This is a genomic window from Nonomuraea sp. NPDC003560, assembly GCF_042878785.1.
GTDB lineage: Bacteria > Actinomycetota > Actinomycetes > Streptosporangiales > Streptosporangiaceae > Nonomuraea.
Map to the genome: position 1 here is coordinate 368,404 of NZ_JBIAOF010000008.1, position 25,548 is coordinate 393,951.

Below are 25,548 nucleotides of genomic sequence, written 5' to 3' on the forward strand. Positions count from 1 at the left end.
CGGAACCGGGATCGCCGCAGGTCAGTCGCGGTCGTAGTGGCAGACGGCCTCCAGCATGACGCCGTGCGGGTCGAGCCAGAACGCGGCGTGGTAGGGCGGCGGGTACTCGGGGAACTCCCTGGGCTCGTGCAGCACCTCCGAGCCGAGCTCCACCGCCCGCGCGTGCGCCTCGGCGACCGCGGACCGGCTGCGCAGAGAGAACGCCAGATGCTGGAGCCCGGTGCGGTGCCGCGAGTAGTCGCCGGCCTCCTGCGCGGGGTAGAGGAACAGGTACGTGCCCGGCTTGTCGTCCGCCGGCATGTAGCCGATCTCCTCCTCGCTGCTGAAGAACTCCTTGAAACCGAGGTACGGCAGCAGGGCGTCGTAGTATTCCTTGGCCGCCCGCATGTCGGGGACGTTGATGCCGATATGACCGATCATGCAGGGAGTATCGCGGCCCCCGGCGGGCGACGGCAACGTGTCGGTCCCGGCTGTTACGGTCGCGGGCATGGGAACAGGAGTGCCGCCGTCCGGTGGCGAGAAGGAGAGCCTGCACGCCAGCCTCGACCGGCACCGCGACGTCATCGTGTGGAAGCTGCAGGGCCTGGGCGAGGAGCAGGTCAGGCGGCCGATGACACCGTCCGGCACGTCGCTGCTCGGCATCGTCAAACACCTGGCCGCCGTCGAGTACGGCTGGTTCTGCTCGACGTTCGGCCGCGAGGCCGAGCCGCTGTGGTTCGCCCCCGAGGACGACTTCGCGATCGGCGAGCGGGAGACCACCGAGCAGATCGTCGCCTTCTACGGCCGGGCCCGCGTCGCGGCCGACAAGGCGATCTCCGACCTCCCCCTCGACGAGCCCGGCACCTCGTGGGCGGGCCGCCGGGTGACCCTGCGCTGGGTGCTCATCCACATGATCGAGGACACCGTGCGGCACGCGGGCCACATGGACATCCTGCGCGAGCTGATCGACGGCGCCACCGGCGACCACCCCCGCTGATCGCCTTTCGCTCCCGTCACAGGGTGGTGGGCAGCACCGGGCGGCCGCGCACGCCGGGGTCGGCCGCGAACAGGGCGCCCGCCTCGGGCTGCTCCCGGGCGTCCACCCCGAGCCTCGACGTGGTGACGTACAGCCGGTCGAGGCCGGGGCCGCCGAACGTGACCGCGGTGACCTTGCCGACCGGCAGCTCCACCACGGCGTCGAGCCGCCCGCCGGGGGTGTACCGGTGCACGGCGAACCCCTGCCAGAGCGCCACCCACACCCCGCCCTCGGCATCGACCGTCAGCCCGTCGGGCGCGCCCTGGGCGGGGTCGATCGTCACGAACGGCCTGCGCCCGGTGAGCCCGCCCGCCGGGTCGTGGTCGAGGACGTCCACCCGGCCGGTGGCGGTGTCGGCGTAGTAGGCGAGGCTGCCGTCGGGGCTGAAGTCGAGGCCGTTGGAGACGGTGACGCCGCTGATCACGGGGCTGAGCGCGCCGTCCGGCCCGGCCACGTAGAGGGAGCCGGCTCCGGGGGTCTCGTCGTAGGGCATGCTGCCGATGTAGAAGCGGCCCTCGGGGTCGCAGCCGCCGTCGTTCATGCGCACGCCGGGGTCGCTCCACGCCTGGCCGAGCGGGCGCAGCGGCGCGTCGAGGTCGTCGGAGTCGGCCAGCAGCAGCTCGCGTTCGCCGGCGACCACGTAACCGCCGGACACGCGCGGGCGCAGGGCCGCGGCGACCGGGCCGACGTGCCGCCGCCGCACGCCGCCGGAGTCGTCGAGGGCGAGCACGTCGCCGGCCAGCATGTCCACCCATCGCAGCCCGCCCCAGCGGGCGCACCACACGGGCCCCTCGCCGTGCTCGGCCACCGGCCCGGTCACGGGGTACGCCTGCACGCTCATACCGGCCTCCTCGGCCCGATCCTAGCGTCGGACGCGATCATCGTTTCCCGCCCGCGGGCACGGGGGCCTCCAGCGGCTGCGGCGCGGCGCGGTGCCGTACGGGCTGGAGCTGCGCCACGAGGAGGGCGGCGAGCACGATGACGGCGCCGGCGACCTGCGCGAGCGTGAGCCGCTGGCCGAGCACCAGCCAGCCGAGCGCGGTGGCGACGACCGGGCTGAGCAGCCCGAGGAAGGTGACCTTGGTGGCCGACAGCTCGCGGATGCCCCGGAACCACAGGGTGTAGGCCAGGGCCGAGCCGATGATCGCGAGGTAGGCGTACCCGGCGAGGTTCTCGCCGGTCAGGTGGGCGGGCGGCGGCCCCTCGACGAGGAACGTCACCGGGGCGAGCAGCAGGCCGCCGGCCGTCAGCTGCCATCCGGTGGTGGCCAGCAGCGGCGCGGGCGACTTCCAGCGCTTGCTGAGCACCACCCCGACCGCCATCACCACCGCGCCGCCCAGCGCGGCGGCCACGCCCAGCAGGTCGAGCCGGGCGTCGGCGCGCAGCACCAGCAGGCTCACCCCGGCCACGCCCGCCGCCGCGGCGAGCGCGACGCGCCAGGTCAGCCGCTCCCCCAGCAGCCCCGCCGACAACAACGCGACCAGCAGCGGCTGGATGGCCCCCACGGTGGCGGCCACCCCTCCGGGCAACCGGTAGGCGCCCACGAACAACAACGCGAAGAACAACCCGATGTTGAGCGCGCCGAGCACCAGCGCACGCCACCACCAGTTCCCCTGGGGCAGCCGGCGGGTGATCGCGATCAGGATCAGCCCCGCCGGCAGGGCGCGGATCAACGCGGCCAGCAAGGGCCGGCCGGGCGGCAGCAGTTCGGTCGTGATCAGATAGGTGGTCCCCCAGATGGCGGGGGTGAGGGCGGTCAGCAGAACGGTTCCCGTTCGATTACTTAGCACTAAGACAAATTAACCGAACGCCGACGTTCCGGCCAGGTGATTTTCCTCACCGCTAAGACACTTGTAGGCTGCGAGGGTGGCTGACCAGGTCGACTACATCCTCAGGCAGTGGCACGCGCAGCGCCCTGACCTGGACGTCTCCCCCATGGCGGTGATCGGGCGGCTGTCGCGGCTGTCCCGGCTCATCGAGGCCGAGCTGGGCCGTACGTTCGCCGGGCACGGGCTCGACCGGGCCTCGTTCGACGTGCTGGCCACGTTGCGGCGCAGCGAACCGCCCCACCGCCTGACCCCCGCCGCCCTGATGCGCGCCTCCATGGTCACCTCCGGGGCCGTCACCCAGCGGCTCGACCGGCTGGAGTCGCGGGGACTGGTGCGGCGCACGCCCAGCGACTCCGACGGGCGCGGCGTGCACGTGACGCTCACCGCCGAGGGGCTCGCGCTGATCGACCGCGCGCTGCCCGACCATCTGGCGACCGAGCAGCGGATGTTGGCGGCGCTCACCGGGCAACGGCGCGACGAGCTGGCCGCCACCCTGCGCGACCTGCTCGAATCCCTCGGCGACCACACGTCCTGACGCGCCCCGCGCCCCCACTCGGCGCGGGCCGTCCTACCGGCCGCGCCGCCGTGCCGCCGTGCCACGCGGGTCACGCCGGTCACTCGGGGGCGCCGCCGGGCGAGGCTGGTCACGCCGGTTACTCGGGGGCGCCGCCCGCCGATCTGGTGGCCAGGGCGAACAGCAGGGCGGCGGCCGCCAGCGCCGCGCCGGTCGCGTACGTGAGGGCCGCGCCCGACGGCAGCGTGAGCCCGCCGAGCAGCGTGCCCGCGCCGATCCCCGCGTAGATCGCCGAGGAGTTGAGCGAGACCACCAGCGGCGCCTCCCCGGGCGCGGCGGCGATGAGCCGGTGCTGCTGCGGCGGCGTCTGACACCAGCTGCTCGCCCCCCACGCCAGTACCAGCACACCGACCAGCGCCACAGTGCCGACCGCAGGTTCGGCCGCAACACCGGCCGCCGCGCCGACCGCAGGGCCGACCGCTGTGCCATCCGCCGGGCCGGCCGCCGCCATCCAGGCGAGCAGCCCCAGGCTGACGGCCATGACCAGGTACGCGACCGGCAGCACCCGATGCGCGCCCCACCGGTCGGTGGCGTACCCGGCGGCCAGGTTGCCGAGGACGGCGCCCAGCCCGTACAGGAAGAGCATGCCCGCCGTCCCCTCCACGCCCACCGCGCGCAGGGCGGGCACGCTGTAGGCGTACACCGTGTAGCTGCCCGCCATCCCGAGCACGGTGAGCGGCAGGATGGCCGTCACCGCCGGCCGCCTCAGCACCTCCAGCCGGGCGCGCAGCGGCACCCGGGGCGCGCCCGGCAGCACCGGCATGATCGCGTACACCCCGGCGGCGACCGCCAGGCAGGCCACGGCCACCGCCCCCAGCGCGTACCGCCAGCCGAGCCGTTCGCCGGCCAGGTCGCCGAGCGGCACGCCGAGCGCCGTCGCGACCGTCAGCCCGCCCACCACCACGGCCAGCGCCCGCGCCCGCAGCTCGGGCCGCACCAGGACGGCCGCCACCGCGCCCGCGCCCGGCGTGTACGCCGCCGCCCCGGCCGCCGCCAGCACCCGGCTGACCACCAGCACGGGGAACGACGGCGCCAGCGCCGACCCCAGGTTGGCCAGCCCGAGCACGACCAGCGCCGTCACCAGCAGCGCCCGCCGCGGGACCCGCGCGGCGACGGTGGCCAGCACGGGCGACGACAGCGCGTACGCGACGGCGAACACCGTCACCGACTGCCCGGCCGCCCCCTCGGTGACCTCCAGCGACGCGGCCAGGTCCGGCAGGAACCCGGCCACCACGAAGGCGTCCGTGCCGACGGCGAACGTCCCGAGCGCCAGCACCAGCGTCGGGGCGAGGCCCCGGGACTCCGTCTTATTCGGGACATTCAACATCCCGATTCTCCTTCCAGGTGTGCGCCCCACGGGCGGGGTCGAATTCAGCCGCGAAGGCGTTCGTAGTGGCGGCGCGCGCGGTCGGGGGCGTTCGCCGGAGCCGCGTCCATGAGGTCGGCGACCGTCTGGGCGGCCAGCTCGCGCCGCCAGGCGAGCTCGGCCCGGCGCATGGCCGCCGCGACCCCGCACGGGTGCGCGAACTCGCGGGCGGGCGCCTCGGCCCCCGCGCCGCGCTGCCGGATCTCGGTGCACCTGAACGCCTCGTCGGGGCCCTCGACCGCGGCGACGACGTCCATGAGCGTGATCCGGGCGGGCGGCCTGGCCAGCCTGAACCCGCCCTGAGCGCCCGGAACCGAGGTCAGGATGCCCGCGCGGACCAGCGCCTGGAGCCGCTTCTTGAGGTAGACGGGCGGCAGTTCGAAGAGCGCCGCCAGCCGCCCGGTGGGCAGCGGGGCCTCGTCCTCCAGCCACGCCAGCACCAGGCAGCAGTGGAGCCCCCACTCGACGCCTTCACCCATGCGCATGAAAGGGGATACTACATGTCCCTTTAAGGTCGGCCGCGGCGGCCCTGCCTGCCGCGCCGGGCGCGCGGCTCCGGCCCGGCGGCGGCCGTCCAGTGGGCGGGACGGGTGAGCGCGGCGGGCAGTTTCGTGGCGGGGGTGCCCTTGGCGGCGTTGACCTGGGCCTGGGTGAGGAAGACGCAGCCGGTGAGGTCGGCCCCGGACAGGTCGGCGCCCCGCAGGTCGGCGCCGATCAGGTCGGCCAGGCGCAGGTCGGCCCCGCGCAGGTTCGCGCCGATGAGGTAGGCGCCGCGCAGGTTGGCCGCGCGCAGATCGGCGCCCTTGAGGTTGGCGCCGATCAGGTCGGCGCCGCGGTGCTCCCTGCCCCGCCGACCGGCCCTGACCAGCTCGCTCGTACGCAGCAGCAGCGTGTTGACCTCACCCCGGTGGGCGGCCACGTCGAGCCGCTCCAGGACGCCGGCGCTCTCGCGGGTCAGGCGCTCGGTCTCCTCGTACGCCGCCCGCAACTCCGGGCCGATCTCCGCGGCGGCGTCGAGGGTCAGCGCCTCGGCGAGGTACCACAGCAGCTCGTGGAGCTGCCGCATGACCGGGAACACGGCGAACATCTGCCCGGACGTCTCAGGCGCGGCACGCCAGTCACGGCCCTCGAAGGTGACCTGGGAGACCTTCTGCCCGGCGCCGAAGCAGTCGAAGACGGTGCAGCCGGGGAAGCCGCGCTCCCGGAGCTGGGCGTGGATGCCGCAGCGGAAGTCGTCGCGCAGGTTGACGCAGGGGCGGCCGGCGTCCTTGGCGACGGCGAAGTCGGCGGAGGCGGCGAACGGCAGGGCCACGCAGCACAGGCCGAAACAGCTCTCGCAGTCGGCCAGCAGGCCGAGCTCGCGCGGGGTCCTCTCGGGCAACGCTCTCCTTGTCACGACGGGGTGTGCCCAGGGTACCGGCGCGGTCAGTCCCGCACGTACGGCGTGGTCGTGGTCAGCGGGACGAACCCGAGCCCGAGCAGGATCGGCCGGCTCTGGCCGGAGGCGTCGACCTGGAGGTAGTCGTAGCCGCGCGCGGCGGCCCGCCGGGCCCGCCAGGCGACCAGCGCCCGGTAGAGCCCGCGCCCCCGCCAGCCCGGCACGGTGCCGCCGCCCCACAACCCGGCGAAGCTCGTGCCCGGGGACAGGTCTAGCCGGGCCGCGCTGACCGCCCGCCCGTCCGCCACCGCGAGGACGGGGACGACGGTGTCGTCGGACAGGCGGGCCAGCAGGTGGTCGCGCAGCCGGCTGCCGTCGGCGCCGAAGGCCAGCTCGTGCACCTCGACCAGCGCCCGCACGCCCGCCGCGTCGGTGACCGGCACCAGGCTCACGCCGTCGGGCGGCCGGACCTCGGTGTCGAGGTCGGCGACCCGGGCGACCATCACGGTCTCGGCCGGTTCGGCGGCGAACCCGGCGGCCAGGAGCCGGTCGGCCAGGTCGGCGGGCCGGTCGTGGGCGTACAGCTTCCACTCGAAGCCCAGGCCGAGGTCGCCGAAGAAGCGCACCTGGCGGGCGACGGCCGCGTCGGCGCTGCCCTCGTCGAGGCCGGACCACAGGACGCCGTTCCACGCGTGCGGCGGGCCGACCTGACGGACGACGTCGGCGTCCCGCTCGACCCTGACGTCCGGCCCGTCGGGGCGCGCCTCCCGCCGCATCTGCCGGTCGAACAGCGCCAGCACCTCAGCATGATCCATTCCGCCGACCCTACCGCCCGGCCGGGTCACTCGGCGGCCGGCCAGTCGTCGCCCCAGTCGACGTCGCGGGCCAGCCGGTACAGCTCGCCCTGCCGCTTGGAGACGACCACGTCGCGCACGCCCTCCTCGGCGGTGCACAGGCGCAGCGACACCAGGCCCTTGCGCTTCTGCGGGTGGCGCAGGACGCGTGCCGCCGCCCGCGGCCACTCCCCCCGCACGGCGGCCACGTAGGAGAACTTCTCGTCCTCGAAGCCGAGGGTGCCCGACTTGACGCGGCGGTGCAGGGTGGTGCGCGGCAGGCGTACGGAGAAGTGGCACCAGTCGCGGCCCGGCCGGATCGGGCACGGGCCGTCGTGCGGGCAGGGGGCGACGACGGTCAGGCCGCACCCGGTCAGCGCCTCCCGGGCGGTGACGATGTTGGCGTACCCGGCGGGGGTGCCGGGCTCGATGACGATCACCATCGTCGCGTCCGCGGCCAGCCAGCGCACGACGTCGGCGTGCCGCTGCGCGGGCAGCTCGTTCAGGGCGTACGACATGGTGACCAGGTCGGCGGCGGGCCGGTCGAGCCCCGGGTCGATCGAGGCGCGCCGCCAGGTGACGTCGCGGACGGGCGCGGTCCTGGCCAGCCGCCGGCCGAGCTCGATGATCTGCGGGTCGTGCTCGACGACAGTGACCCGCTCCAGCGAGGGCCAGACCGGCCCGGCCGCCCAGACCGCCGCGCCGGTGCCGCCGCCCACGTCGAGCTGCGTCCGCGGCGCGAAGCCCGGGGTCATCGCGGCGGCCATGCGCATGGCCGTGCCCGCGGCGGCGTACGTGGCGGGCATGCGGTAGGCGGCGTAGGCCGCGATGTCGGCCGGGGTGCGCAGGTGCGGCGCGGCGGCGGACGGGCCGGTGCGGTAGCGCTCGGTGAGCTGTTCCGTCGCGCGGGACAGGTCGTGCGGCGCGAAGCGGGCCAGGGCCGAGTCCAGGGCGGTCCTGAGCTCGTCGGGCAGCATGGTCATCGTGTGGTCCTGGCGGTCGGGTCGGGGACGGGGCGGGCGACCGCTGCCAGGGGAGGAACGACGCCTCTGACCTGTCCGGCGATGTCGCGACGCAGCGTACCAAGCGGGCGGCGCGCGGCGGCAGCGGAGCTCAGGGCCCGCAGTCCCCGCACCGGTTTCCGGCGCGCGGCGGCAGCGGAGCTTGAGGGCCTGGAGCCCCCGCACCGGTTTCCGGAGGGCGGCCCGCGGCGGTGGCGGAGCTCAGCCGGGGGCCGGGGGCCGGAACAGGCGCCAGAACGACTGGGCCGCGGCGGCGTCGCGGCGGCCGCCGCACACCCAGTGGGTGATCACGCCGATGAGCGCCCCGGCCAGGAAGGCGGCGTGCACGTCGGCGGGCACGTCCTCGAACCCCGCCGGGCGGCTGCCGGTGGCGAAGCGGCCGGTGAGCTCCTCGGTGAGCCGCTCGCGCATCCGGGCGGCGAAGCGGGCGCTGCCCTGGCCGCCCAGCATGCGCTCGTACAGGGTGGCGTTGGCGGCCACGTGGTCGAACAGCTCCGCCAGCGGGGCCGGCGGCCGGTCGCGGGGGGCGTCGAGCGGGCACAGGGCGGCCGCCCGCGCCACGGCGGTGACGGCGTCCTCCATGGCGTCGGTGACCAGCGCGTCGACGTCCGGATAGTGCAGGTAGATCGTGGCGCGGTTGACCTCGGCGTGCTGCGCCAGCGCCGACATGGTGATGCTGCCCAGTTCCTGCCGGGCGGCCAGGTCCAGCACGGCGGCCTTGAGACGGGCGCGGGTACGCCGCGCCCGCGGATCATCCGGGTTCACGCCGCCACTATACGACACATGTTGACTAATCGACAGTTGTCGCATAGATTGCCCGACATGCGAATCGAAGTCTGGGCGGACATGGTCTGCGGATGGGCCCACATCGGGAAGCGGCGGCTGGAGAAGGCCCTCGCCTCCTGGGAGGGCGAGCCGGTCGAGGTGGTCTGGCGGCCGTTCCAGATCGATCCGTCGGCGCCGGCGAAGGCCGAGCCGCTGGCCGAGGTGCTGAGCGACCCCATGGTCGAGCAGGCGCTCCAGGTCTGCTCGCCCGGCCTGTCCCCGGCCGACAACCGGCTGCGGGTGGCCGGCATCGCCGCCGACGAGGGGCTCGGGCAGCAGTGGGGCGCGGCCTGGCGGCCCAACACGCTGGAGGCGCACCGGCTGATCGCCGTGGCGTACGAGACGGGCGGCGCGGCGCTGCAGTCCGACGTGGTCGGCCGGGTCCTGTCGGCCCACTTCGTCGAGACCCTCGACATCGGCGACCCGGCCGTGTTGTCGGCGATCGCGGCCGAGACCGGCGTGCCGTGGGACGGCCGGGGCGCCGGCCTGGTGCGCGAGCTGCTGCTCACGGGCAAGGCCAAGGGCGTGCGCACGTCGCCGACCCTCGTGGCGGGCGGCCGCGCCCTGGCCGGGGCCCAGCCGCCGGACGTGATCAGGGACTTCCTGGCCGACGCCGCCGCTCACCCGGTCCGGCGGCTGCCCGCCGAGGTCGAGCGCCTGCGCCACGCCGAGTCGCTGCTCGACCAGCGCGACCCGCTCGGCGCGCTCACGCTGCTGCGCCCGCTGCTCGACGAGCACGGCACGGATCGCGGGGTGCGGCTGCTGGCGGCCCGCGCGTACTTCGCCTCGGCCCAGCTCGGCCGGGCGCGTACGGCCCTGGAGAGCCTGGTCGCCGAGGCGCCCGACGACTCCTACGCCCGCCACCTCCTCGGCCGTACCCTGCACCGCCAGGGCCACCCGGAGGAGGCCGCCCCGCACCTGACCCTGGCCGCCGTCATGACCCCGGACTACGCCTGACGCTGAGCCCGTGGCGAACGCGACCTTCTCCCGCACCCCCGCGGGAGTAGGTTGCGGGGATGACGATCGCCTATGACCAGGCCGGGCCCGCGTCGGACGACGCCGTCGTGCTGGTCCATGCCGGGGTGGCCGATCGGCGCATGTGGGAGCACCAGTTCGCGGCGCTGTCGCGGCGTCATCGGGTGATCCGCTACGACCGGCGCGGCCACGGCGGGTCCGGCGACGCCGAGGGCGAGGTCTGCCACCACGAAGACCTGCTGGAGCTGATGGACACGCTGGAGGTCGGGCGGGCGGCGCTGGTCGGCTGCTCGATGGGCGGCGCGTACGCCGTGGAGGCCGCCCTGGCCGCGCCCGGCCGGGTGGCGGCCCTGGCGTTGGTCGGCTCCGGCCTGGCCGGACATCAGTGGCCGCCGGAGATGCTGGCGCAGGCCCGCGAACGCGTGCACACCTCGGTGCCCGCCGACCGGCTGGCCCGCTACCGCGAGGGCGGGGCGACCGGCGTCGATCCGCGTGACGTGCGGGCGATGGCCGAGGCGCACACGGCCTGGCAGGTCGCCGGGCCCGGCCGCAGCCGCGACGCGCTGCCCGGCCCGGTGTGGGAGGCGGCGGTGGAGATGTGCGCCCTGGTGTTCCAGCGGTCCTGGACCGGGCCCAGGTCGTCGGAGCGGTTCCTGTCCCCGCCGGCCGCGGGGCGGCTGCGCGAGGTCGCCGCGCCCACGCTGGTGATCAACGGCTTGTCGGACGTGCCGGGCATCCAGGAGGTGTCGGACATCCTGGCAGCGGGCATTCCGGGCGCGCGCCGCCTCGACCTGCCCGAGACCGGCCACCTGGCGCCCCTCGAACGCCCCGAAGAGGTGACGGCGGCGTTGACGTCGTTCCTCGCGGAGGTCTTCCCTCCCCTCTGACGCTCCCCTGACCAGCGGCCGTTCAGCGGCCGGGCTCCAGGCGGCCCCAGGTGCGGCCGGTACGGGCGGTGTCCTCGGTCAGGATCTCCCCGATGGCCGCGGCCAGCAGGTCGCGGTGGCGCGCGGGCAGGCCGGCGGCCAGCGTCTCCAGGCGGGCCGCCACCCCGTCGTGGGCGCGCACCGCGATCTCCGCGCCCGCCGGGGTCAGCTCGATCAGGCAGGCGCGGCGGTCACGCGCGTCGCGCACCCGGGCCACCAGCCCGCGTTTCTCGGCGCGGTCGACGAGCCCGGTCAGGCTCGACTTCTCCAGGTGCAGCGCCCGGGTCAGGCCGGTCATCCCGATGGGCCCGCCGACCAGCAGGCACAGGAGCTGGGCCTGCTGCGGGGTCAGGTCGTGCTCCCTGCTGACCTCGCCGTAGACCTGCTCGACCAGGTGCGCCAGGCGGACGAGCGCCTCGGTGAGGCTCAGACCCGGGGCTTCGGTGGCGACCATGCGACCAGTGTAATTGACAGTAGTTGGCGGCACGAACTAAATTTACTTCGCGATACCAACAGTTCGTACAACCAACCAATGGGTGAGCCCCTCATGCCCGACTACGGTCACGACCTGCAGTTCAGCGCCAACCTCGTCCCGGCCGCCGGGCAGGCGGACGAGGTCGTGGCCCTCGCCCAGCTCGCCGAGCGCGCCGGGCTGGACCTGGTGACCTTCCAGGACCACCCCTACCAGCCCGCCCTCCTCGACACCTGGACGCTGCTCAGCTTCGTCGCCGCGCGCACCGAGCGCATCCGGCTGGCCGGCAACGTGCACCCGCTGCCGCTGCGCCCGCCGGCCGTGCTCGCCCAGGCGGCGGCCAGTCTCGACCTGCTCAGCCACGGGCGGTTCGAGCTGGCGCTCGGCGCGGGCGGCTACTGGGACGCCATCGAGGCCATGGGCGGCCCCCGGCGCACCCCGTCCGAGGCCGTGGCCGCGCTGGAGGAGGGCATCGGGATCATCCGCGCGGTCTGGGACACCGGCACGCGCGGCGGCATCCATCACCGCGGCGAGCACTACCGGGTGGATGGGCTCAAGCGCGGCCCGCGACCGGCCCACGACATCGGGATCTGGCTCGGGGCGTACAAGCCGCGCATGCTCCGGCTCACCGGGCGGCTGGCCGACGGCTGGCTGCCCTCGCTCCCCCGCTTCCAGGACGTCGCCGCCCTGGGCGAGGGCAACGCCGTCATCGACGAGGCCGCGCTGGAGGCCGGGCGGTCGCCGTCCGACGTGCGGCGGCTGCTCAACCTGGGCGGTCCGCTGCCCGCCGGGCAGCTCGCCGAGCTCGCGCTCGTCCACGGGGTGAGCGTCTTCATCCTCATGTCCGGCGATCCGCGCGAGATCGAGCGCTTCGCCGCCGAGACCGCCCCGGCCGTACGGGAGCTGGTCGCCGCCGGGCGCGGACAGTCGCCGGAACCGGCCAACCACGCCGGGACCCGCGCCGCGATCCAGGTCTGGGACGAGGCCACCAGGCCCACCGCGCCCGACCCCGACCCCGGCCGCCGGTACACCCCGGCGGAGCAGGCCACCGGGCAGCACCTCGTGGACGTGCACGACCACCTGCGCGCCGAGCTGGCCCAGCTGCGCGACCTCGTCGAGCAGGTGGCCGCGGGCACGATCGACGCGGGCGCGGCCCGTTCGCAGATCGCGACCATGACGATGCGGCAGAACAACTGGACGCTGGGGGCGTACTGCGAGTCGTACTGCAGGCTCGTCACCATGCACCACACCGGGGAGGACAGCATGGTCTTCCCGAAGCTGCGCCGCGCCGAGCCGGGGCTCGCGCCCGTCCTGGACCGGCTGCAGGAGGAGCACGAGGCGATCCACAAGATCATCGAACGGGTGGACCGGACACTGGTCGCCTTCGTCGGCGAGCCCGGCGGGCTGGGCGACCTGCGCGCCGCCGTCGACCTGCTCAGCGACGCGCTGCTGTCCCACCTGTCGTACGAGGAGCGGGAGCTGGTGCCGCCGCTGTCGAGGCACGGCTTCTAGCGTCGCCTGTTCCGGCGGCCCTGCTTCCGGCGACAGGGTCGCCGGGGGCCAGGTCGCCAGAGGCCGTGCCGCCAGGGGCCGGGAAGGCGTGCCGGCGGGCGGCGGCCACGACCGCGAGGGCGGCGAGCGCCACCGGGAGCGCGGTCCACGGCAGCGCGCCCGCCCCCGCGCCCTCCAGCACCAGCCCGCCGGTGAGCGACCCGGCCGCGATGCCCGCGTTGTAGACGGTGGTCTGCATCGACGTGGCCACGTCGGCGTTCTCCGGCCCCGAGGCGATGACCAGCGCGGTCTGCAGCAGCGTCGGCGCTCCCCCGAACGCCGCGCCCCACAACGCGACCGCGCCCAGCAGCACCCCGGCGGACCCGGCGTACAGACCGAGGGCCGTCATGGACGCGGCCACGGCGGCCAGCACCGCGAGCAGGGTCGCCCGCGGGCGCCTGTCGATCACCGCGCCGACCACCCAGATGCCCGCCACCGTGGCCACGCCGAACACCAGCAGGACGGTCCCCGGCCGGCCGAACCCGGCCTGCTCCGCGAACAGCGCCAGGTACGTGTACATCGCCTGGTGCCCCAGCAGCACCAGCGCCGTCACCGACAACACGGTCCTGACGCCGGGGACGAGCGCGACCCGCCGCAACGGCACCCGCCGCGCCGCGGGTTCGCCGGGGAAGGGCGGCACCTTCCACAGGACCCAGCCCACCAGGACCACCGCCACCGCCGACAGCGACCCGAACGCCGCCCGCCATCCGACGGCCGCCGCGAGCTGCGTCCCGGCCGGGATGCCCGCGCACAGTGCCACCGTGATCCCGGCCGAGACGATCGCGATGGCCCTGCCGCGGCGCTCGGCGGGGACCATGCGGGCGGCGTACCCGACGAGCATGGCCCACAGGATGCCGCCCATCGCCCCCGCGCCCACCCGCGCCGCGAACGTCACCGCGTACGACGACGACACCGCCGTGACCGCGTTGAGCAGCGCGAACCCGAGCAGCGCGGCCACCAGCACCTGCCGCCTGGGCAGCCCGCGCAGCAACGCGGTGAGCGGGATCGCGGCCAGGAAGGAGGCGAGCGCGTAGGCGGTCACGAGGAACCCGGCCGTCCCCTCCGGCACGCCGAGGGCGGCGGAGAGCTGCGGCAGCAGGCCCGCCGGGAGGAGTTCGGTCATGACGGCCGTGAACGCCGCCGTGAACAGCGCGAGCAGCCCCGCCCACGGGAGTTTCGCAGGAGACATGCCGCCTATGCTGAAACCTTCACATCAGTGTGAAGGCAAATCCTCCGAGGGAAGCATGAAGATCGGACAGTTGTCCCAGCGTACGGGCGTGCCGACGCGCATGCTGCGTTACTACGAGGAGCAGGACCTGCTGCACCCCGACCGCGCCGTCAACGGCTACCGGGACTATCCCGAGTCGGCGGTGTACCGGGTCCAGCAGATCCGCGGCCTGCTCGACTCCGGGCTCACCACGGAGATCATCCGCCGCATCCTGCCGTTCCTCAACAAGCCCGACGAGATCCACCTGCATCCGGAGTGCCTGACGCCGGAACTGGCCGAGCTGCTGCGGGCGGAGGCGGGCCGCATCCAGCAGCGCATCGACTGCCTGGCCCGCAACCGGGACGCCATCCACGCCTACCTGGCCGCCGTACGGTCCGCGGCGGACGGGGGCGCGCCCTCGGAGTGACCGTTCCGCCGGGACGGGAGTCCGGCCTCGGCCTGATCGTTCCGCCGCGAGTCCGGTCTGCTGGAATGTGGGCATGGAGACCTTGGCCGACCTTCTCTCGGACGCGGCGGCGGGCCGCCCGCCCGCCCCCGACGGCAGCGTGACCGTCCTCCCCCAGCCGTCGGAGCGCGACGCGGGGATCATCGCCTTCACCGCCCACACGGTGGTCTTCGCCGACGTCGATCCGGCTCGGGTGCACGCCCTGCTGCCCGCCGGCGACCTGTCGGCGCCGCTCATGCCGGCGTTCCTGACGGCGATGGAGGCCGCGACCGGCAGGCGGACCGGCAACCTCGACCTGCTGGCGCTGGCCGCCCCCGCCCCCGGGGCGCCCCCGCTCCCGCTGGAGGAGCTCACCGCCGGCGACCATCCGCGCGTCGTCCGGGCCCGCCGCTACCGGGACGCCGTGCGCGTGTGGGTCACCGGCGACGGCGCCGGCCTGGTCACGCTGGGCCGCGGCGTGGCGGGCCGCTGGGAGGCGGCCGTCGAGGTGGAGCCCGAGCACCGCGGGCGCGGGCTCGGCAGGTCGCTGGCCGCGGCGGCCAGGCACCTGACGCCCGGCCCGCTGTGGGCGCAGATCGCGCCGGGCAACGCCGCGAGCGTACGGGCCTTCCTGGCCGCGGGCTATCTGCCGATGGGGGCCGAGGTGCTGCTCGTTCCGGAGAACGGCTGACTCGGAGGGACGGGTCCGCCCAGTCGCGCCGGTCGGCCGAGCGTCCTGTGCCCGGCGTGCGCTCGTGCCGGAACGCCGTGCGGAAGGCCCGTGCGCCCTTGCCAGGCCGGGGTTGCCGGTGTCCGGGAGTTTGCTGGTAGGGGGCCCGCTGTTGGGGGAAACCGGGTGTGGCGCTGCGGAGGGTGTCCAAGATCGCTACGTATAGTGATGGCCGATGTCACTTCGTGATTACAGGGGGAGCTCATGAGAGGTAACCTCATCGCCGCCGGCGGTGCACTGCTCGTCGCGGCCGCGGTGTTCAGCATGGCCGGCGTGGCCGCCGCGGACGCCTGGTCCGACGAGAGGCACTGGCACCCGGACAACTGCAGCCTCGGAACGAACGACGACTCCACGTACCACCACGTCACGAAGTACGGCCGGTTCGCCGGCACCCGTGACGCCGACGCCTGCAAGGGCGGCGAGCACGGGCACGACTCCGACGACGACGGCTGGGGCTGGAAGTACGGCCACGGCCGCCACAACTGGCCGGGCAGCGGCAACGGCAACTGGATCGGCCACGGCTACGGCCCCGGCGCGGGGGTCGGCGTCGGGGGCTGACGCCTTCACCCACCTCGATCCCGGCGCCCCGTGAGGGCGCCGGGATCGACGCACGCCCCCGCCGTGCCACTCGGAGCGCTGATATCTTCTGCCGTAAAGAGATCCGGGGCAGAGGAGAGTCGTACCGTGGTCGTCTTCGCCGGGCAGGGGGACGCGCGCCGTTCGATGGCGTTGTTGTGGCGGACCGAAGAGCCGGGCGAGTCGCGTCCCGGTCCCAAGCCGGGCCTGAGCGTGGACCTGATCGTCGACGCCGCCATCGCCGTCGCCGACGCCGAGGGCATGGCCGCGCTGTCCATGCGCAAGGTCGGCGAACGGCTGGGCCGCACCGGCATGGCCCTCTACACCTACGTCCCCAGCAAGGGCGAGCTGGTGGACCTCATGTACGACAAGGCCCTGGGCGAGCTGCCCACCGCCCACGACCTGGCCGGGGGCTGGCGGGCGGCGGTCACCGCGTGGGCCGGGCACCTGTGGCACTTCTACCAGCGCCATCCCTGGGTGCTCCAGGTGTCGCAGGCCCGTCCGGTGCTGGGCCCCAACGAGTTCGCGCTGCTGGAGAGCCTGGTCGCGATCCTGCGTGAGACCGGCCTGCGCCCGCCCGCGCTGCGCGGCGTGGTGTCGCTGCTGTTCGACTTCGTCCGCGGCGCGGCCCGGACGGTCGCCGAGTCCCGGCAGGCCCCGTCGGCCACCGGCGTGTCGGACGAGGAGTGGTGGCACACCCGCTCCCGGCTGCTGGAGGAGGTCGCGCCGGGCTTCGCGGCCCGCTTCCCCATGGTGGCCTGGATCGAGAGCGAGGGCAGCGTCCCCGGAGAGGGCGAGCCGTACCTGGAACACCAGGTGAACGAGGCGTTCACGGTCGGGCTCACCGTGCTGCTCGACGGCGTGCAGGCCGCCGTCGAGCGGACCGGCCCGCACGCCGGGCCGGTCAGCGCCCCTTGAGGAAGGACGCCCAGGCTTCCAGGCCCGGCTCGGGGTCGGCGCGGCCCACGCCGAGGCGGAACCGGTCGTCCGGCGTGGACGTGAGCTCCGAGCGGTAGACGCCCGCGGGCAGCAGCAGCACGCCGGCCTGCTCGACCAGCTCGGCGCAGAACGCCTCGACGCCGTCCGGCCCCAGGTAGCGGGGGAAGGTGACGCAGCCGCCGTCGGGCGCCCGCCATTCGAACAGGTCGCCGAACTCGCCGAAGAACGCCTCGAAGCGCGGCAGGTTGGCGGCGATGATCCCGCGGTTGCGCTCCAGGATGCGGTCCCGGGCCTTGATCGCGATGCGGGCGAGGAGCTCGCTGGGCGCGGAGTTGCAGATGGTCGTGTAGTGCTTGGCGCGTTCGAGGCGGGCGCGCAGCTCGCGGTCGCGGCAGGCGATCCAGCCGATGCGCAGGCCGGGCATGCCGAGGGACTTGGAGGTGACGTTCAGCGAGAGCGCCGCCGGTGACAGGTCGGCGGCCTGCGGCAGCGTACGGCCGGGGTCGAGCTCCAGGCCGCGGTAGACCTCGTCGCTGAACAGGTGGATGCCGCGCTCCTCGCACAGCGCGGCCAGCCGGGCGAGGTCGGCCGCGCCGATGACCTTGCCCGTCGGGTTGTTGGGGAAGTTGACCGACACCACGCGGGTGTTCGGCCGGATCGCGGCCTCCACGGCGTCGAGGTCGAGCGCCCAGTCGCGGGCCGGGTCGAGCGCGACGCCGGTGACCTCGCACAACGCCATCGGCACCGTCTCGGCGGACTGGTAGCACGGCGTGACCACCACGGCGTGGTCGCCGGGGCCGAGCAGCACCTGCATGGCCAGGTACAGGGCTTCCTGGGCGCCCGCGAAGACGACCACGTCGTCCGCGCCGACGCGCTCGTAGGTGTCCGCGACGGCCTGACGCAGCCCCGGGTCGCCGAAGGTCTCGGTGTAGCCGAGGGACAGCGTCTCCCAGGCGTGCCTGTCGTCGTCGCCGGCCAGGGCGAGCAGCTCGGCCATGGTCATGGTCTGCGCGTCGGAGGCGGCCAGGTGGTGGCGGGCGGTGAACTCCCAGCGGGAGAAGTAGACCTCCAGCCGGAAGTCGGGAAGCGGGGTCACGGTCGGCTCCTCCTGAGCTCGGCGAGCAGGGCGTAGAGGGTGGAGCGGGACGTCCGCAACGCCCCCGCGACGACGGACGGCGCCCGCCGGACGGTGAAGACCCCGGCCTGGTCCAGCTCGGCCAGCACGGCGAGGCGGTCCTCGCGGGTCAGCCGCTCCACCGGCCGGCCGTGCTCGCGGACGTAGGCGCCGACGATCTGCTGCACGCGCTCGGTCCAGTCCTGCTCGAACAGCGCCTCCGGACGCGGCGCCGACGGCGCGGCGAACGCGGCCAGCAGCGCCGCGGCCTGCTCCAGCGGGGTGCGGTCGAGGTTCACGCAGAGCACGGCGGACGGCTCGCCGCCGGGGTCGCGCAGCACGGCGCTCACCGACGACAGCCGCCGCCCGTCGGCCAGCAGCTTCTCGTAGGGCCCGTAGACGCCGCTGGGCGAGGGGTCGAGCCGGTCGAGCTCGCCGAGCAGCGACGGGGCGCCGGGGCCGCGCCCGGACATCGGGTTCCACACGCCCAGGACCCGGTCGCCGCGGACGTCGTGCAGGACCACCTCGGCGTACGGGGCCAGCAGCGCGGCCACCGCCTCGCACACCGGCGACCACAGCCGCACGCGCTCATCCGTGTTCGCCACGCCCGGATGTTATGTCCAATTCGGACGCTTTGTCCAACCAGGCGCGTTCCCCGAGCTCAGGCGTGCGCGCCCACCGTGACCGGGCCGAGGGTCAGGCGCGGCCTGCCCTCCAGGATCTCCCCCGCCCGTTCCACCTGCTCGTCGAGCTCACCGCGCTGGGCGGCGGTCAGGGCGGACAGCAGTTCCACCGTGACGTCGATCCGGCTGCCGGAGCGCCGCTGGTGCCAGACCCCGCGCACCTCGCCGTCCACCAGCAGCACGGGGAAGGTGCCCGCCTGCCCGCCGGACAACGCCCGCTGCCAGGCCGGGCCGGGGTAGAGCAGCTCACGCGGCCGGCCCGCGATCAGGTAGGCGTCGAAGTACGGCAGAAGACGCACGCCGCGCGGCGGCCCGTCCGGCACCGCCGTGTCCCCCGCCAGCACCCGGGCCGGACGCCCGTCGAACGACACCTCCTCGGTCTCCACTGTCGCGAACGCCTCGGCCGCCCACCGCACCGTCGCGCCGGCCCACTGGGCGAACTGCGCCGGGGTGGCCGGCCCGTACGCGGCCAGGTAGGCCCTGACCAGGCCGGCCCGAGCGTCCGGCGGCACGGGCGCGGCCGGCGCGGCGCGGTAGGTGACCTTGCGCCCTCTGACCGGCCCGAACACGAACGCCCCCCGGTGCGCCGCGGTGTGCATCGCCTGCCGCCAGCGCGGCCACATGCCCTGGAACGCGGGCATGACCAGGTCGCCCGCCCACGGCCCGGTGGCCGCCACGACCGCGTCGCTCAGCTCGTCGATCGTCATGTCGGCCCCGGCCAGCGCGTCGCGGACGGCCTGGACGACCTGGTCGGTCTGCTCCGCCGTCAGCCGGACGCCCTCGGCCCCGCCGGACCCCGGCGGCAGCGACGACAGGGCGCCCAGCCACATGGGCAGGTCGCTCGCGGGCAGCAGGTGCACGGTTCCGCGCGGCCCGTGCGTCTTGACCAGGGTCCCCTCGTCCCACAACGCCTCGCGCACGTGGGCGCGGGTGACGCCGTCGAGCCGCAGGCCGATCGAGAGCTCGGCCGCCGACATGACCTGGGCGTGCGCCCCGCACATGGCGGCCACGACGGCGGCCTGGCCCTTGTCGGCGGCGGGGGCGGCCAGGTGCGCCCGCTCCAGCCGGCGCGCGCTGACCTGCGGCCACGACAGTTCGATCACGAATTCCTCCTCGGTGCGTTCGCCCTCACCGTAGAAGGACAGGCGGAAAGGTTCGTTCCGCTACGGCGGGTGTCACCCCGGCGATCCGCCCACGGTGCCGGTGCGGGGGCCGGTCAGCTGAGATCGCCGGCCTTGCCGAGCAGGTAGCGCCGCTCGACCTGGTTCGCGGTCAGGCCGGCGGCCTGGCGGTAGAGCGCGGCGGCCCGCGTGGTGTCGCCGGTCATCTGGCGCAGGTGGGCGCGGACCGCGTGCTCCCGTTGCCTGGTGAGCGGGTGCCGGTCCAGGTGGTGGCGGCGGTTGAGGTCGTCCAGGAGCGCCAGGCCGCGGGGTCTGCCCGGCGCCCGGGTTCCCGCATGGCCAGGTCGGCCACTCCGGCCTGCAGCTCGCGGCGGTGGCGGGCCTGGTCGGAGCGGAGCAGGTCCACCATGCGCCGGTATCCGACGCGGATCAGCCAGCTGCGCGGGTTCTCCGGGACGCCCTCGACCGGCCAGGTACGCCCGGCGGTCAGCAGCGCCTCCTGCACCGCGTCCTCGGCGATGTCGAACCGGCCGAAGCGGCGGACCAGCGCGCCGAGCACCTGCGGCGCCTCGGTGCGCAGCAGGTGCTCCAGCTCGCGGTTCACGCCCCGAAGTCCGCACCCATGATCGGGCGGATCTCGATCGGCTCGCCGAGCGCCTCGACGATGCGCGCGGCGATCTCGACGGCCCGCTCCTTGCCGGTCACGTCGATCACGGCGAAGCTGGCCAGGACCTCCTTGAGCTCGGCGAAGGGACCGTCGGTGGCGACCACCTCGTCACCGTCGCGGTGGACGGTGGTGCTGACCGCCGGGTGTCCCAGGCCCTCGCTGCCGACGAGCTCGCCGGAGGCGATCAGCTCCTGCTCCAGCTTCTGGTAGGTCGCGAAGGCGGCCAGCGCCTCCTCGGAGGGGACGCCGGCGGTGGCGGCGTCCCACGCGGCGGCCGGGGTGTAGCCGAGCAGCAGGTATTTCATGGTTTATCCCTCGATCGTGGCAGCCGATTCTACGTTCGCCTCAGGCGGCGCGCCGCAGCGACACCGCGAGGACGGTCGTCCAGGTGAAGGCGGCCAGGCCGTTCACGGCGATCTGGACGCTCATGCGGTCGGGCGACATCGGCACGAGGAGCACCAGCGCGGCGACGGCGCTCAGCACGGCGGGCGGCGCCGACCGGCGGCGGGCGCACCGGACGCTCATCACGACGGCCGCGACGGCCAGCGCGGTGAAGGCCACGGCGGCGGCGGCCGAGTGCGCGATGCCGTGCCAGGACATCTGCGCGACCGGCCCCTCAGGGGTCCCAGCCGGGAAGCCCTTCTCGGGGTCCATGGTGAAGACCCCTGCCGCCACCAACCCGGCGCCGAACACGCCCACCAGGATCGGCAGCGCCCGCCGCCCGATCCCTTCGGTGAGCGTGCGCCTGACGCCGACGGCCAGCGCCAGCGCCCCCGTCCCCGCGAGGACGAAGGTGAGGATCTGGATCCACCCCAGGTCGCCGGTGGACAGCTGGCTGATGGGGTGCCGGGTGAGGTCGAAGCCCTCACGGGTGAGCATCTGCGTGGTCGCCGAGGCGAAGAAGATCGGCCCGGCCAGCGCCCCGGCCAGCAGCAGGCGTCCGGACGCCCGGGCGCTCCTGCGGACGGGGACGCCGGTGGCGGTGGTGGTGGTCATGAACGTCCTCCTTCGTCGGTGGGTTTCCCGCTCGCTACCTCGGACCCGGACCGGCCTTCTTGACGCCGGTCGAGGGTGATTCACGTCACAGCGGTCTCGCGTCAAAGCCCGGCAGGGGGCTCCGAGGTACCGGTGAAACAACTCACAGAGGAGGACGACATGATCGAGACCCAGCAGCCCAGCCCCGAACTGAAGGCCCTGGACCGGCTGGTCGGCACCTGGAAGGTCACCGGCGGCGCCGAGGGGACCGTGCGCTACGAGTGGCTGCCCGGCCGGTTCTTCCTCGTCCAGCACGTCGAGCTCACCCAGTTCGGCGAGCCGGTCACCGGCATCGAGGTGATCGGCAACCTGCGCCCGTTCGGCGAGCCGGCCGGGGCGGACGTGGTGTCCCGCTACTACGACTCGGCGGGCAACACCTTCGACTACGTCTACGAGCTGGACGGCGACCGGCTGACCATCTGGGCCGGGACCAAGGGCGGCCCGGCCTCCTACGCGGGCACCTTCGACGCCGAGGGCACCACGCTCACCGGCGAGTGGGTCTACCCCGGCGGCGGCGGGTACGCCTCCACCTCGACACGCGTCTGACGCCCGGCCGGGGAAACGCACGGTGGCGGCGAGCCGTCCTGAACGGCTCGCCGCCTTCCGCCGGCGTGGCTGCTCGTCGGCCCTCGCGGGCGCTCGCGCGGCCAGCGCCTCGGACGCCCCGGCAACCTGCTCAGGCACGATCGGAGAGATCCGATCACCTGGGGGACAAAACGCGATTTTCGGTGCACCACGAGCCTTCGGGAGTCGATTGATCGGATGAAACGTGACCTTGGCGTGATCGCCTTCGTCTGAGGGCTTGGTCACAATGAGGGCCATCCCCCGACTGGAGGCCCTTGTGCGCCATGGCAAGCCCTGGCGGCTGCTCCTCGCGGCGACTCTCGCCGCGACCGGACTGACCGCTCTCTCCCCCGCCTCCGCCCAGGCGGCCGGCACCGTCTTCCACGTCTCCCCCGACGGCGACGACGGCGCCGCCGGCACCGAGGCGGCGCCGTTCCGTACGATCGAGCGTGCCCAGCGCGCGGTGCGCGCGGTCCTGCCCACCGCGCCCGAGCCGCCCCGGGTACGGGTCCGCGGCGGCGTCTACCACCTCGCCGAGCCCCTCACCTTCACCCCCGCCGACTCCGGGGCCGTCTACGAGGCGGCCGCCGGCGAGCAGGTCGTGCTCAGCGGCGGACGCCGGCTGACCCCCGCCTGGACGCCGTACCAGGGCGCGACCCTGGTGGCCGACATCGGCGCGGGCCTCGACTTCGACGAGCTCTTCCTCGACGGCACCCGGCAGGTCCTGGCCCGGTATCCCAACGTCGATCCCAAGGAGGCCGTGCTCGACGGGTACGCCGCCGACGCGATCTCGCCCGAACGGGTGGCCCGCTGGAAGAACCCCACGACCGCGCTGGTCCGCGGGCTGCACCAGGGCGAATGGGGCGGGAACTCCTTCAGGGTGACCGGCATCGGCGACGGCGGCGTCCCGATCCTGAAGTGGGTCGGCGACAACAACCGGGGCGACGGCCTGCATCCGCAGAAGCGCATGGTCGAGAACGTCCTGGAGGAGCTGGACGCCCCCGGCGAGTGGTTCTACGACAAGGACGCCGGCCGCCTCTACCTCCAGCCGCCCGCGGGCCTCGACCCGGCCAAGGCCCGCGTCGAGACCGCCGAGCGCGAGGAGCTCGTGCGGGTCGTCGGCGACTCGCCCGCCGCGCCGGTGCGCGACCTCACCTTCACCGGGTTCACCTTCACCCAGACCCACCGCACGCTGTTCAGCCGCCCGTACGAGAAACTGCAGCTCGGCGACTGGGCCATCGTCCGCGCCGGCGCGGTCTACCTGCGGAACACCCAGCGGGTCGCCATCCGCGACGCCCGGTTCGACCAGGTCGGCGGCAACGCCGTCTTCATGGACGGGTACGCCGAGGGCAACGTCGTCTCCGGCGGCGAGTTCCGGGAGTCAGGGGCCAGCGACGTCGCGGTCATCGGCTCCCCGGCGGCCGTCCGCGAGCCGTCCACCTGGGACGACATGCGGCGCACGATCACCGACACCACGCCGGGCCCGAAGACCGAGGACTACCCGCGCGACATCACCATCAGCGGCAACCACATGACCCGCAACGGCCGGTTCGAGAAGCAGAGCTCGGGCGTGCAGATCTCGATGAGCCGCCGGGTGACGGTGTCCGGCAACACCGTGCACGACGGCCCGCGCGCCTGCGTCGACATCAACGACGGCACCTGGGGCGGCCACGTCATCGAGGACAACGACATCTTCGACTGCGTGAAGGAGACCTCCGACCACGGGCCGATCAACAGCTGGGGCCGCGACCGCTTCTGGCCGCTGACCGCCGGGGACGCCCAGAAGAAGGCGTACGCCAAGCTCGACGCGATGGAGACGACGAAGATCCGGCACAACCGGATCCGGCACTCCTCCCACTGGGACGTCGACCTCGACGACGGCTCCTCCAACTACGAGGTCACCGGGAACCTGCTGCTCAACGGCGGGGTGAAGCTGCGCGAGGGCTTCTTCAGGACCGTGCGCGGCAACATCTTCGTCAACGGCGGCGGCCACTTCCACGTCTCCTACGCGAGCAACGGCGACGTCGTCGAGAAGAACATCTTCGTCACCGACGATCCCTACGACTTCATCCAGAGCGACCCGTCCACCTCCGGGACCGTCTACGACGACAACCTGTTCTGGAACAACGGCAAGCCGGTCGCCGACATCACCGCCGCCTGGCGGGCCCGCGGGCTGGACACCCGCTCGGTGGTCGCCGACCCGCTGTTCGAGGGGCAGAGCCCGTACGCCGACCCGGCCAAGCTCGACTACACGCTCAAGGCCGGCTCCCCCGCCCTCGCGCTGGGCTTCCAGCCGTTCCCGATGACCGGGTTCGGCAAGCCCGGCTCGCCCACGCCGCCGCCGCTCACCTGGCGTGAGCCCGAGACCGGCATGACGATCGGCAACCTGGCCGAGCCGCTCATGGGCGCGACGGCCACCGAGGTCCACAGCGACGAGGTGAAGTCCTCGGTCGGGCTCACCGACTACGACGGCCTGTTCCTGGCCGCCGTCCCGGCCGGGTCCCACGCCCACGGGCAGGGGCTGCGCACCGGCGACGTGATCAGGGAGATCGCCGGGACCAAGGTCACCGGCCGCGACAGCTTCTGGAAGGTCTACAACCGCACGCCCGCCGGGCGTCCGGTGCCGCTGAAGGTCTGGCGCGCACAGGCGCTGACCGAGCTGAGCCTGACCAAGGCGTACGGGGTGGAGACCATCGACAACGTCTCCGGCGTCACCTACACCGGCGAGGGCTGGGACTGGAAGAACGACCGGCGCGGCGGCGGCGGCTCGACCCTCGACGACCTGCACGCCACCCAGACCGACGGCGACTCCTTCGAGCTGGCCTTCCACGGCACCGGCGTGGAGTACATCGCCCAGGTCAACTCCGACGAGGGCAAGGTCGACCTCTACCTGGACGGCAAGCTCGACGCCACCATCGACAACAGCAACCCGACCCGCGAGTACCAGAAGGTCGTCTACACCAGGACCGGGCTGGCGCCCGGCCCGCACACGCTCAAGGGTGTCAAGAAGGACGGCTCGTACTTCATCGTGGACGGCTTCAAGATCCACTCCGCCCCCGCGAACGAGGACGGCGAGCCGCCGGTGACCACCGCGTCCGGGGTGCCCGCCGGCTGGTCGGACGGGCCCGTGGACGTGGTCCTGACCGCCGCCGACGCGGGCTCCGGCGTGGCGCGCACCGAGTACCGGCTCGGCGACGGCTCATGGCAGCGCTACACGGCCCCTGTCCGGGTGGACCGCGAAGGGGAGAGCGTGCTGGCCTTCCGCAGCGCCGACCAGGCCGGCAACGTCGAGGAGCCGAAGTCGGTCACCGTCCGGATCGACGCGACGGCCCCCACCCTGACCGTCACGCCGGACCCCGCCCGGCTGTGGCCGCCGAACCGCAGGCTGGTGCCGGTGGAGGTGGCGCTGAAGGCGTCCGACGCCGGGCCCGTCACCGTCACCCTGGTCTCGATCACCAGCTCCCAGGGCAACGCCCGGGACGACGTGCGCGAGGCCGACACCGGCACCGCCGACACGTCCTTCGCCCTGCGCGCCGAGCGGGACGGCGGCCAGGACCGGGTCTACACGATCACGTACCGGGCGGTGGACCGCGCGGGCAACGCCACCGAGACCCGCGCCCAGGTCACCGTGGGACGCGCCGGTTAGCAAGCGGACGGACCGGCTCCTTCGAGCCGGTTCGTCCGACTTCCGCCGTCATGCG

At 74.2% G+C, this 25,548-nt stretch carries 28 protein-coding genes; 11 read left to right on the top strand and 17 right to left on the bottom strand.

All coding sequences use genetic code 11. The annotated features are described in order from the left end of the window. Positions 1 to 21: 21 nt before the first annotated feature. The gene (locus tag ACFYUV_RS30510) at positions 22 to 420 is read right to left on the bottom strand and encodes a VOC family protein (RefSeq protein ID WP_387674040.1); all 399 of its coding nucleotides are present in this window, start codon (positions 418 to 420) and stop codon (positions 22 to 24) included. Positions 421 to 487: 67 nt separating this feature from the next. Between ACFYUV_RS30510 and ACFYUV_RS30515 the strand changes: the two genes are divergently transcribed. Further along, positions 488 to 976, top strand: a complete 489-nt coding sequence (locus ACFYUV_RS30515; RefSeq protein ID WP_387674043.1) for a DinB family protein — start codon at positions 488 to 490, stop codon at positions 974 to 976. A 16-nt stretch (positions 977 to 992) separates the two neighbouring features. On the opposite strand, the gene ACFYUV_RS30520 is transcribed toward ACFYUV_RS30515, so the two are convergent. Continuing rightward, the gene (locus tag ACFYUV_RS30520) at positions 993 to 1,856 is read right to left on the bottom strand and encodes an SMP-30/gluconolactonase/LRE family protein (protein ID WP_387674045.1); all 864 of its coding nucleotides are present in this window, start codon (positions 1,854 to 1,856) and stop codon (positions 993 to 995) included. A 37-nt stretch (positions 1,857 to 1,893) separates the two neighbouring features. Next, positions 1,894 to 2,805 carry an EamA family transporter gene (locus ACFYUV_RS30525; RefSeq protein ID WP_358299548.1) on the bottom strand — a complete coding sequence of 304 codons (912 nt, stop codon included), beginning with the start codon at positions 2,803 to 2,805 and terminating at the stop codon, positions 1,894 to 1,896. Positions 2,806 to 2,881: 76 nt separating this feature from the next. Between ACFYUV_RS30525 and ACFYUV_RS30530 the strand changes: the two genes are divergently transcribed. Next, complete coding sequence (locus tag ACFYUV_RS30530; protein ID WP_387674047.1) at positions 2,882 to 3,379, top strand: MarR family winged helix-turn-helix transcriptional regulator; 498 nt, start codon at positions 2,882 to 2,884, stop codon at positions 3,377 to 3,379. A gap of 118 nt (positions 3,380 to 3,497) precedes the next feature. On the opposite strand, the gene ACFYUV_RS30535 is transcribed toward ACFYUV_RS30530, so the two are convergent. From ACFYUV_RS30535 to ACFYUV_RS30560, 6 genes are all read right to left on the bottom strand, one after another. Further along, the gene (locus ACFYUV_RS30535; RefSeq protein ID WP_387674049.1) at positions 3,498 to 4,745 is read right to left on the bottom strand and encodes an MFS transporter; all 1,248 of its coding nucleotides are present in this window, start codon (positions 4,743 to 4,745) and stop codon (positions 3,498 to 3,500) included. A gap of 44 nt (positions 4,746 to 4,789) precedes the next feature. Next, entirely contained in the window at positions 4,790 to 5,269 is a 480-nt protein-coding gene (locus ACFYUV_RS30540) for an Rrf2 family transcriptional regulator (protein WP_357981488.1), read from the bottom strand. 23 nt (positions 5,270 to 5,292) lie between these two features. Continuing rightward, the gene (locus tag ACFYUV_RS30545; protein WP_387674053.1) at positions 5,293 to 6,165 is read right to left on the bottom strand and encodes a pentapeptide repeat-containing protein; all 873 of its coding nucleotides are present in this window, start codon (positions 6,163 to 6,165) and stop codon (positions 5,293 to 5,295) included. A 44-nt stretch (positions 6,166 to 6,209) separates the two neighbouring features. Beyond that, a complete protein-coding gene (locus ACFYUV_RS30550; protein WP_387674055.1) occupies positions 6,210 to 6,977 on the bottom strand; it encodes a GNAT family N-acetyltransferase in 768 nt (255 codons plus the stop codon). 26 nt (positions 6,978 to 7,003) lie between these two features. Next, positions 7,004 to 7,978, bottom strand: a complete 975-nt coding sequence (locus tag ACFYUV_RS30555) for a small ribosomal subunit Rsm22 family protein (protein WP_387674058.1) — start codon at positions 7,976 to 7,978, stop codon at positions 7,004 to 7,006. Between the two features lie 240 nt (positions 7,979 to 8,218). Further along, entirely contained in the window at positions 8,219 to 8,782 is a 564-nt protein-coding gene (locus ACFYUV_RS30560) for a TetR/AcrR family transcriptional regulator (protein ID WP_358299528.1), read from the bottom strand. A gap of 57 nt (positions 8,783 to 8,839) precedes the next feature. Here ACFYUV_RS30560 and ACFYUV_RS30565 point away from each other — a divergent pair, with 57 nt between their 5' ends. Both ACFYUV_RS30565 and ACFYUV_RS30570 read left to right on the top strand, forming a co-directional pair. Beyond that, positions 8,840 to 9,799 (top strand): DsbA family protein, encoded by a 960-nt coding sequence (locus ACFYUV_RS30565; protein ID WP_387674060.1) that lies wholly within the window; start codon positions 8,840 to 8,842, stop codon positions 9,797 to 9,799. A gap of 59 nt (positions 9,800 to 9,858) precedes the next feature. After that, the gene (locus tag ACFYUV_RS30570) at positions 9,859 to 10,704 is read left to right on the top strand and encodes an alpha/beta fold hydrolase (RefSeq protein ID WP_387674064.1); all 846 of its coding nucleotides are present in this window, start codon (positions 9,859 to 9,861) and stop codon (positions 10,702 to 10,704) included. A 22-nt stretch (positions 10,705 to 10,726) separates the two neighbouring features. Here the strand turns inward: ACFYUV_RS30570 and ACFYUV_RS30575 are convergent, their stop codons facing one another. Next, the gene (locus tag ACFYUV_RS30575) at positions 10,727 to 11,197 is read right to left on the bottom strand and encodes a MarR family winged helix-turn-helix transcriptional regulator (protein WP_387674067.1); all 471 of its coding nucleotides are present in this window, start codon (positions 11,195 to 11,197) and stop codon (positions 10,727 to 10,729) included. 78 nt (positions 11,198 to 11,275) lie between these two features. Between ACFYUV_RS30575 and ACFYUV_RS30580 the strand changes: the two genes are divergently transcribed. After that, positions 11,276 to 12,727, top strand: coding sequence for an LLM class flavin-dependent oxidoreductase (locus tag ACFYUV_RS30580; RefSeq protein ID WP_387674070.1), 1,452 nt, complete (start codon positions 11,276 to 11,278; stop codon positions 12,725 to 12,727). On the opposite strand, the gene ACFYUV_RS30585 is transcribed toward ACFYUV_RS30580, so the two are convergent. Next, the gene (locus tag ACFYUV_RS30585) at positions 12,651 to 13,955 is read right to left on the bottom strand and encodes an MFS transporter (RefSeq protein WP_387674073.1); all 1,305 of its coding nucleotides are present in this window, start codon (positions 13,953 to 13,955) and stop codon (positions 12,651 to 12,653) included. The genes ACFYUV_RS30580 and ACFYUV_RS30585 overlap by 77 nt on opposite strands. Positions 13,956 to 14,010: 55 nt before the next feature. On the opposite strand from ACFYUV_RS30585, the gene ACFYUV_RS30590 reads away from it, so the two are divergent. The 4 genes from ACFYUV_RS30590 to ACFYUV_RS30605 all read left to right on the top strand — a co-directional run bounded on the left by ACFYUV_RS30590 (position 14,011) and on the right by ACFYUV_RS30605 (position 16,642). Continuing rightward, on the top strand, positions 14,011 to 14,400 hold the full coding sequence (locus ACFYUV_RS30590; protein WP_387674075.1) for a MerR family transcriptional regulator: 390 nt from the start codon (positions 14,011 to 14,013) through the stop codon (positions 14,398 to 14,400). Between the two features lie 73 nt (positions 14,401 to 14,473). Further along, positions 14,474 to 15,109, top strand: a complete 636-nt coding sequence (locus ACFYUV_RS30595; protein ID WP_387674078.1) for a GNAT family N-acetyltransferase — start codon at positions 14,474 to 14,476, stop codon at positions 15,107 to 15,109. Between the two features lie 243 nt (positions 15,110 to 15,352). Next, the gene (locus ACFYUV_RS30600) at positions 15,353 to 15,706 is read left to right on the top strand and encodes a hypothetical protein (RefSeq protein ID WP_387674081.1); all 354 of its coding nucleotides are present in this window, start codon (positions 15,353 to 15,355) and stop codon (positions 15,704 to 15,706) included. A gap of 126 nt (positions 15,707 to 15,832) precedes the next feature. After that, the gene (locus ACFYUV_RS30605; RefSeq protein WP_387674084.1) at positions 15,833 to 16,642 is read left to right on the top strand and encodes a TetR/AcrR family transcriptional regulator C-terminal domain-containing protein; all 810 of its coding nucleotides are present in this window, start codon (positions 15,833 to 15,835) and stop codon (positions 16,640 to 16,642) included. On the opposite strand, the gene ACFYUV_RS30610 is transcribed toward ACFYUV_RS30605, so the two are convergent. From ACFYUV_RS30610 to ACFYUV_RS30635, 6 genes are all read right to left on the bottom strand, one after another. Beyond that, a complete protein-coding gene (locus tag ACFYUV_RS30610; protein ID WP_387674087.1) occupies positions 16,629 to 17,759 on the bottom strand; it encodes an aminotransferase class I/II-fold pyridoxal phosphate-dependent enzyme in 1,131 nt (376 codons plus the stop codon). The genes ACFYUV_RS30605 and ACFYUV_RS30610 overlap by 14 nt on opposite strands. After that, positions 17,756 to 18,382 carry a transcriptional regulator gene (locus tag ACFYUV_RS30615; protein WP_387674090.1) on the bottom strand — a complete coding sequence of 209 codons (627 nt, stop codon included), beginning with the start codon at positions 18,380 to 18,382 and terminating at the stop codon, positions 17,756 to 17,758. The genes ACFYUV_RS30610 and ACFYUV_RS30615 overlap by 4 nt, the downstream gene beginning before the upstream one ends. A 56-nt stretch (positions 18,383 to 18,438) precedes the next feature. After that, the gene (locus ACFYUV_RS30620; RefSeq protein ID WP_387674092.1) at positions 18,439 to 19,563 is read right to left on the bottom strand and encodes a winged helix DNA-binding domain-containing protein; all 1,125 of its coding nucleotides are present in this window, start codon (positions 19,561 to 19,563) and stop codon (positions 18,439 to 18,441) included. A 220-nt stretch (positions 19,564 to 19,783) separates the two neighbouring features. Further along, the gene (locus ACFYUV_RS30625) at positions 19,784 to 20,185 is read right to left on the bottom strand and encodes a sigma factor (RefSeq protein ID WP_387674095.1); all 402 of its coding nucleotides are present in this window, start codon (positions 20,183 to 20,185) and stop codon (positions 19,784 to 19,786) included. Then, positions 20,182 to 20,553, bottom strand: a complete 372-nt coding sequence (locus tag ACFYUV_RS30630; protein ID WP_387674097.1) for a YciI family protein — start codon at positions 20,551 to 20,553, stop codon at positions 20,182 to 20,184. Before ACFYUV_RS30630 ends, ACFYUV_RS30625 begins: the two co-directional genes overlap by 4 nt. Positions 20,554 to 20,593: 40 nt before the next feature. Continuing rightward, the gene (locus tag ACFYUV_RS30635) at positions 20,594 to 21,244 is read right to left on the bottom strand and encodes a DUF998 domain-containing protein (protein ID WP_387674100.1); all 651 of its coding nucleotides are present in this window, start codon (positions 21,242 to 21,244) and stop codon (positions 20,594 to 20,596) included. Positions 21,245 to 21,403: 159 nt separating this feature from the next. On the opposite strand from ACFYUV_RS30635, the gene ACFYUV_RS30640 reads away from it, so the two are divergent. Both ACFYUV_RS30640 and ACFYUV_RS30645 read left to right on the top strand, forming a co-directional pair. Continuing rightward, the gene (locus ACFYUV_RS30640) at positions 21,404 to 21,829 is read left to right on the top strand and encodes a hypothetical protein (RefSeq protein WP_387674103.1); all 426 of its coding nucleotides are present in this window, start codon (positions 21,404 to 21,406) and stop codon (positions 21,827 to 21,829) included. A 295-nt stretch (positions 21,830 to 22,124) separates the two neighbouring features. Beyond that, positions 22,125 to 25,493, top strand: coding sequence for an OmpL47-type beta-barrel domain-containing protein (locus ACFYUV_RS30645; protein WP_387674106.1), 3,369 nt, complete (start codon positions 22,125 to 22,127; stop codon positions 25,491 to 25,493). The last annotated feature ends 55 nt before the right edge of the window (positions 25,494 to 25,548 follow it).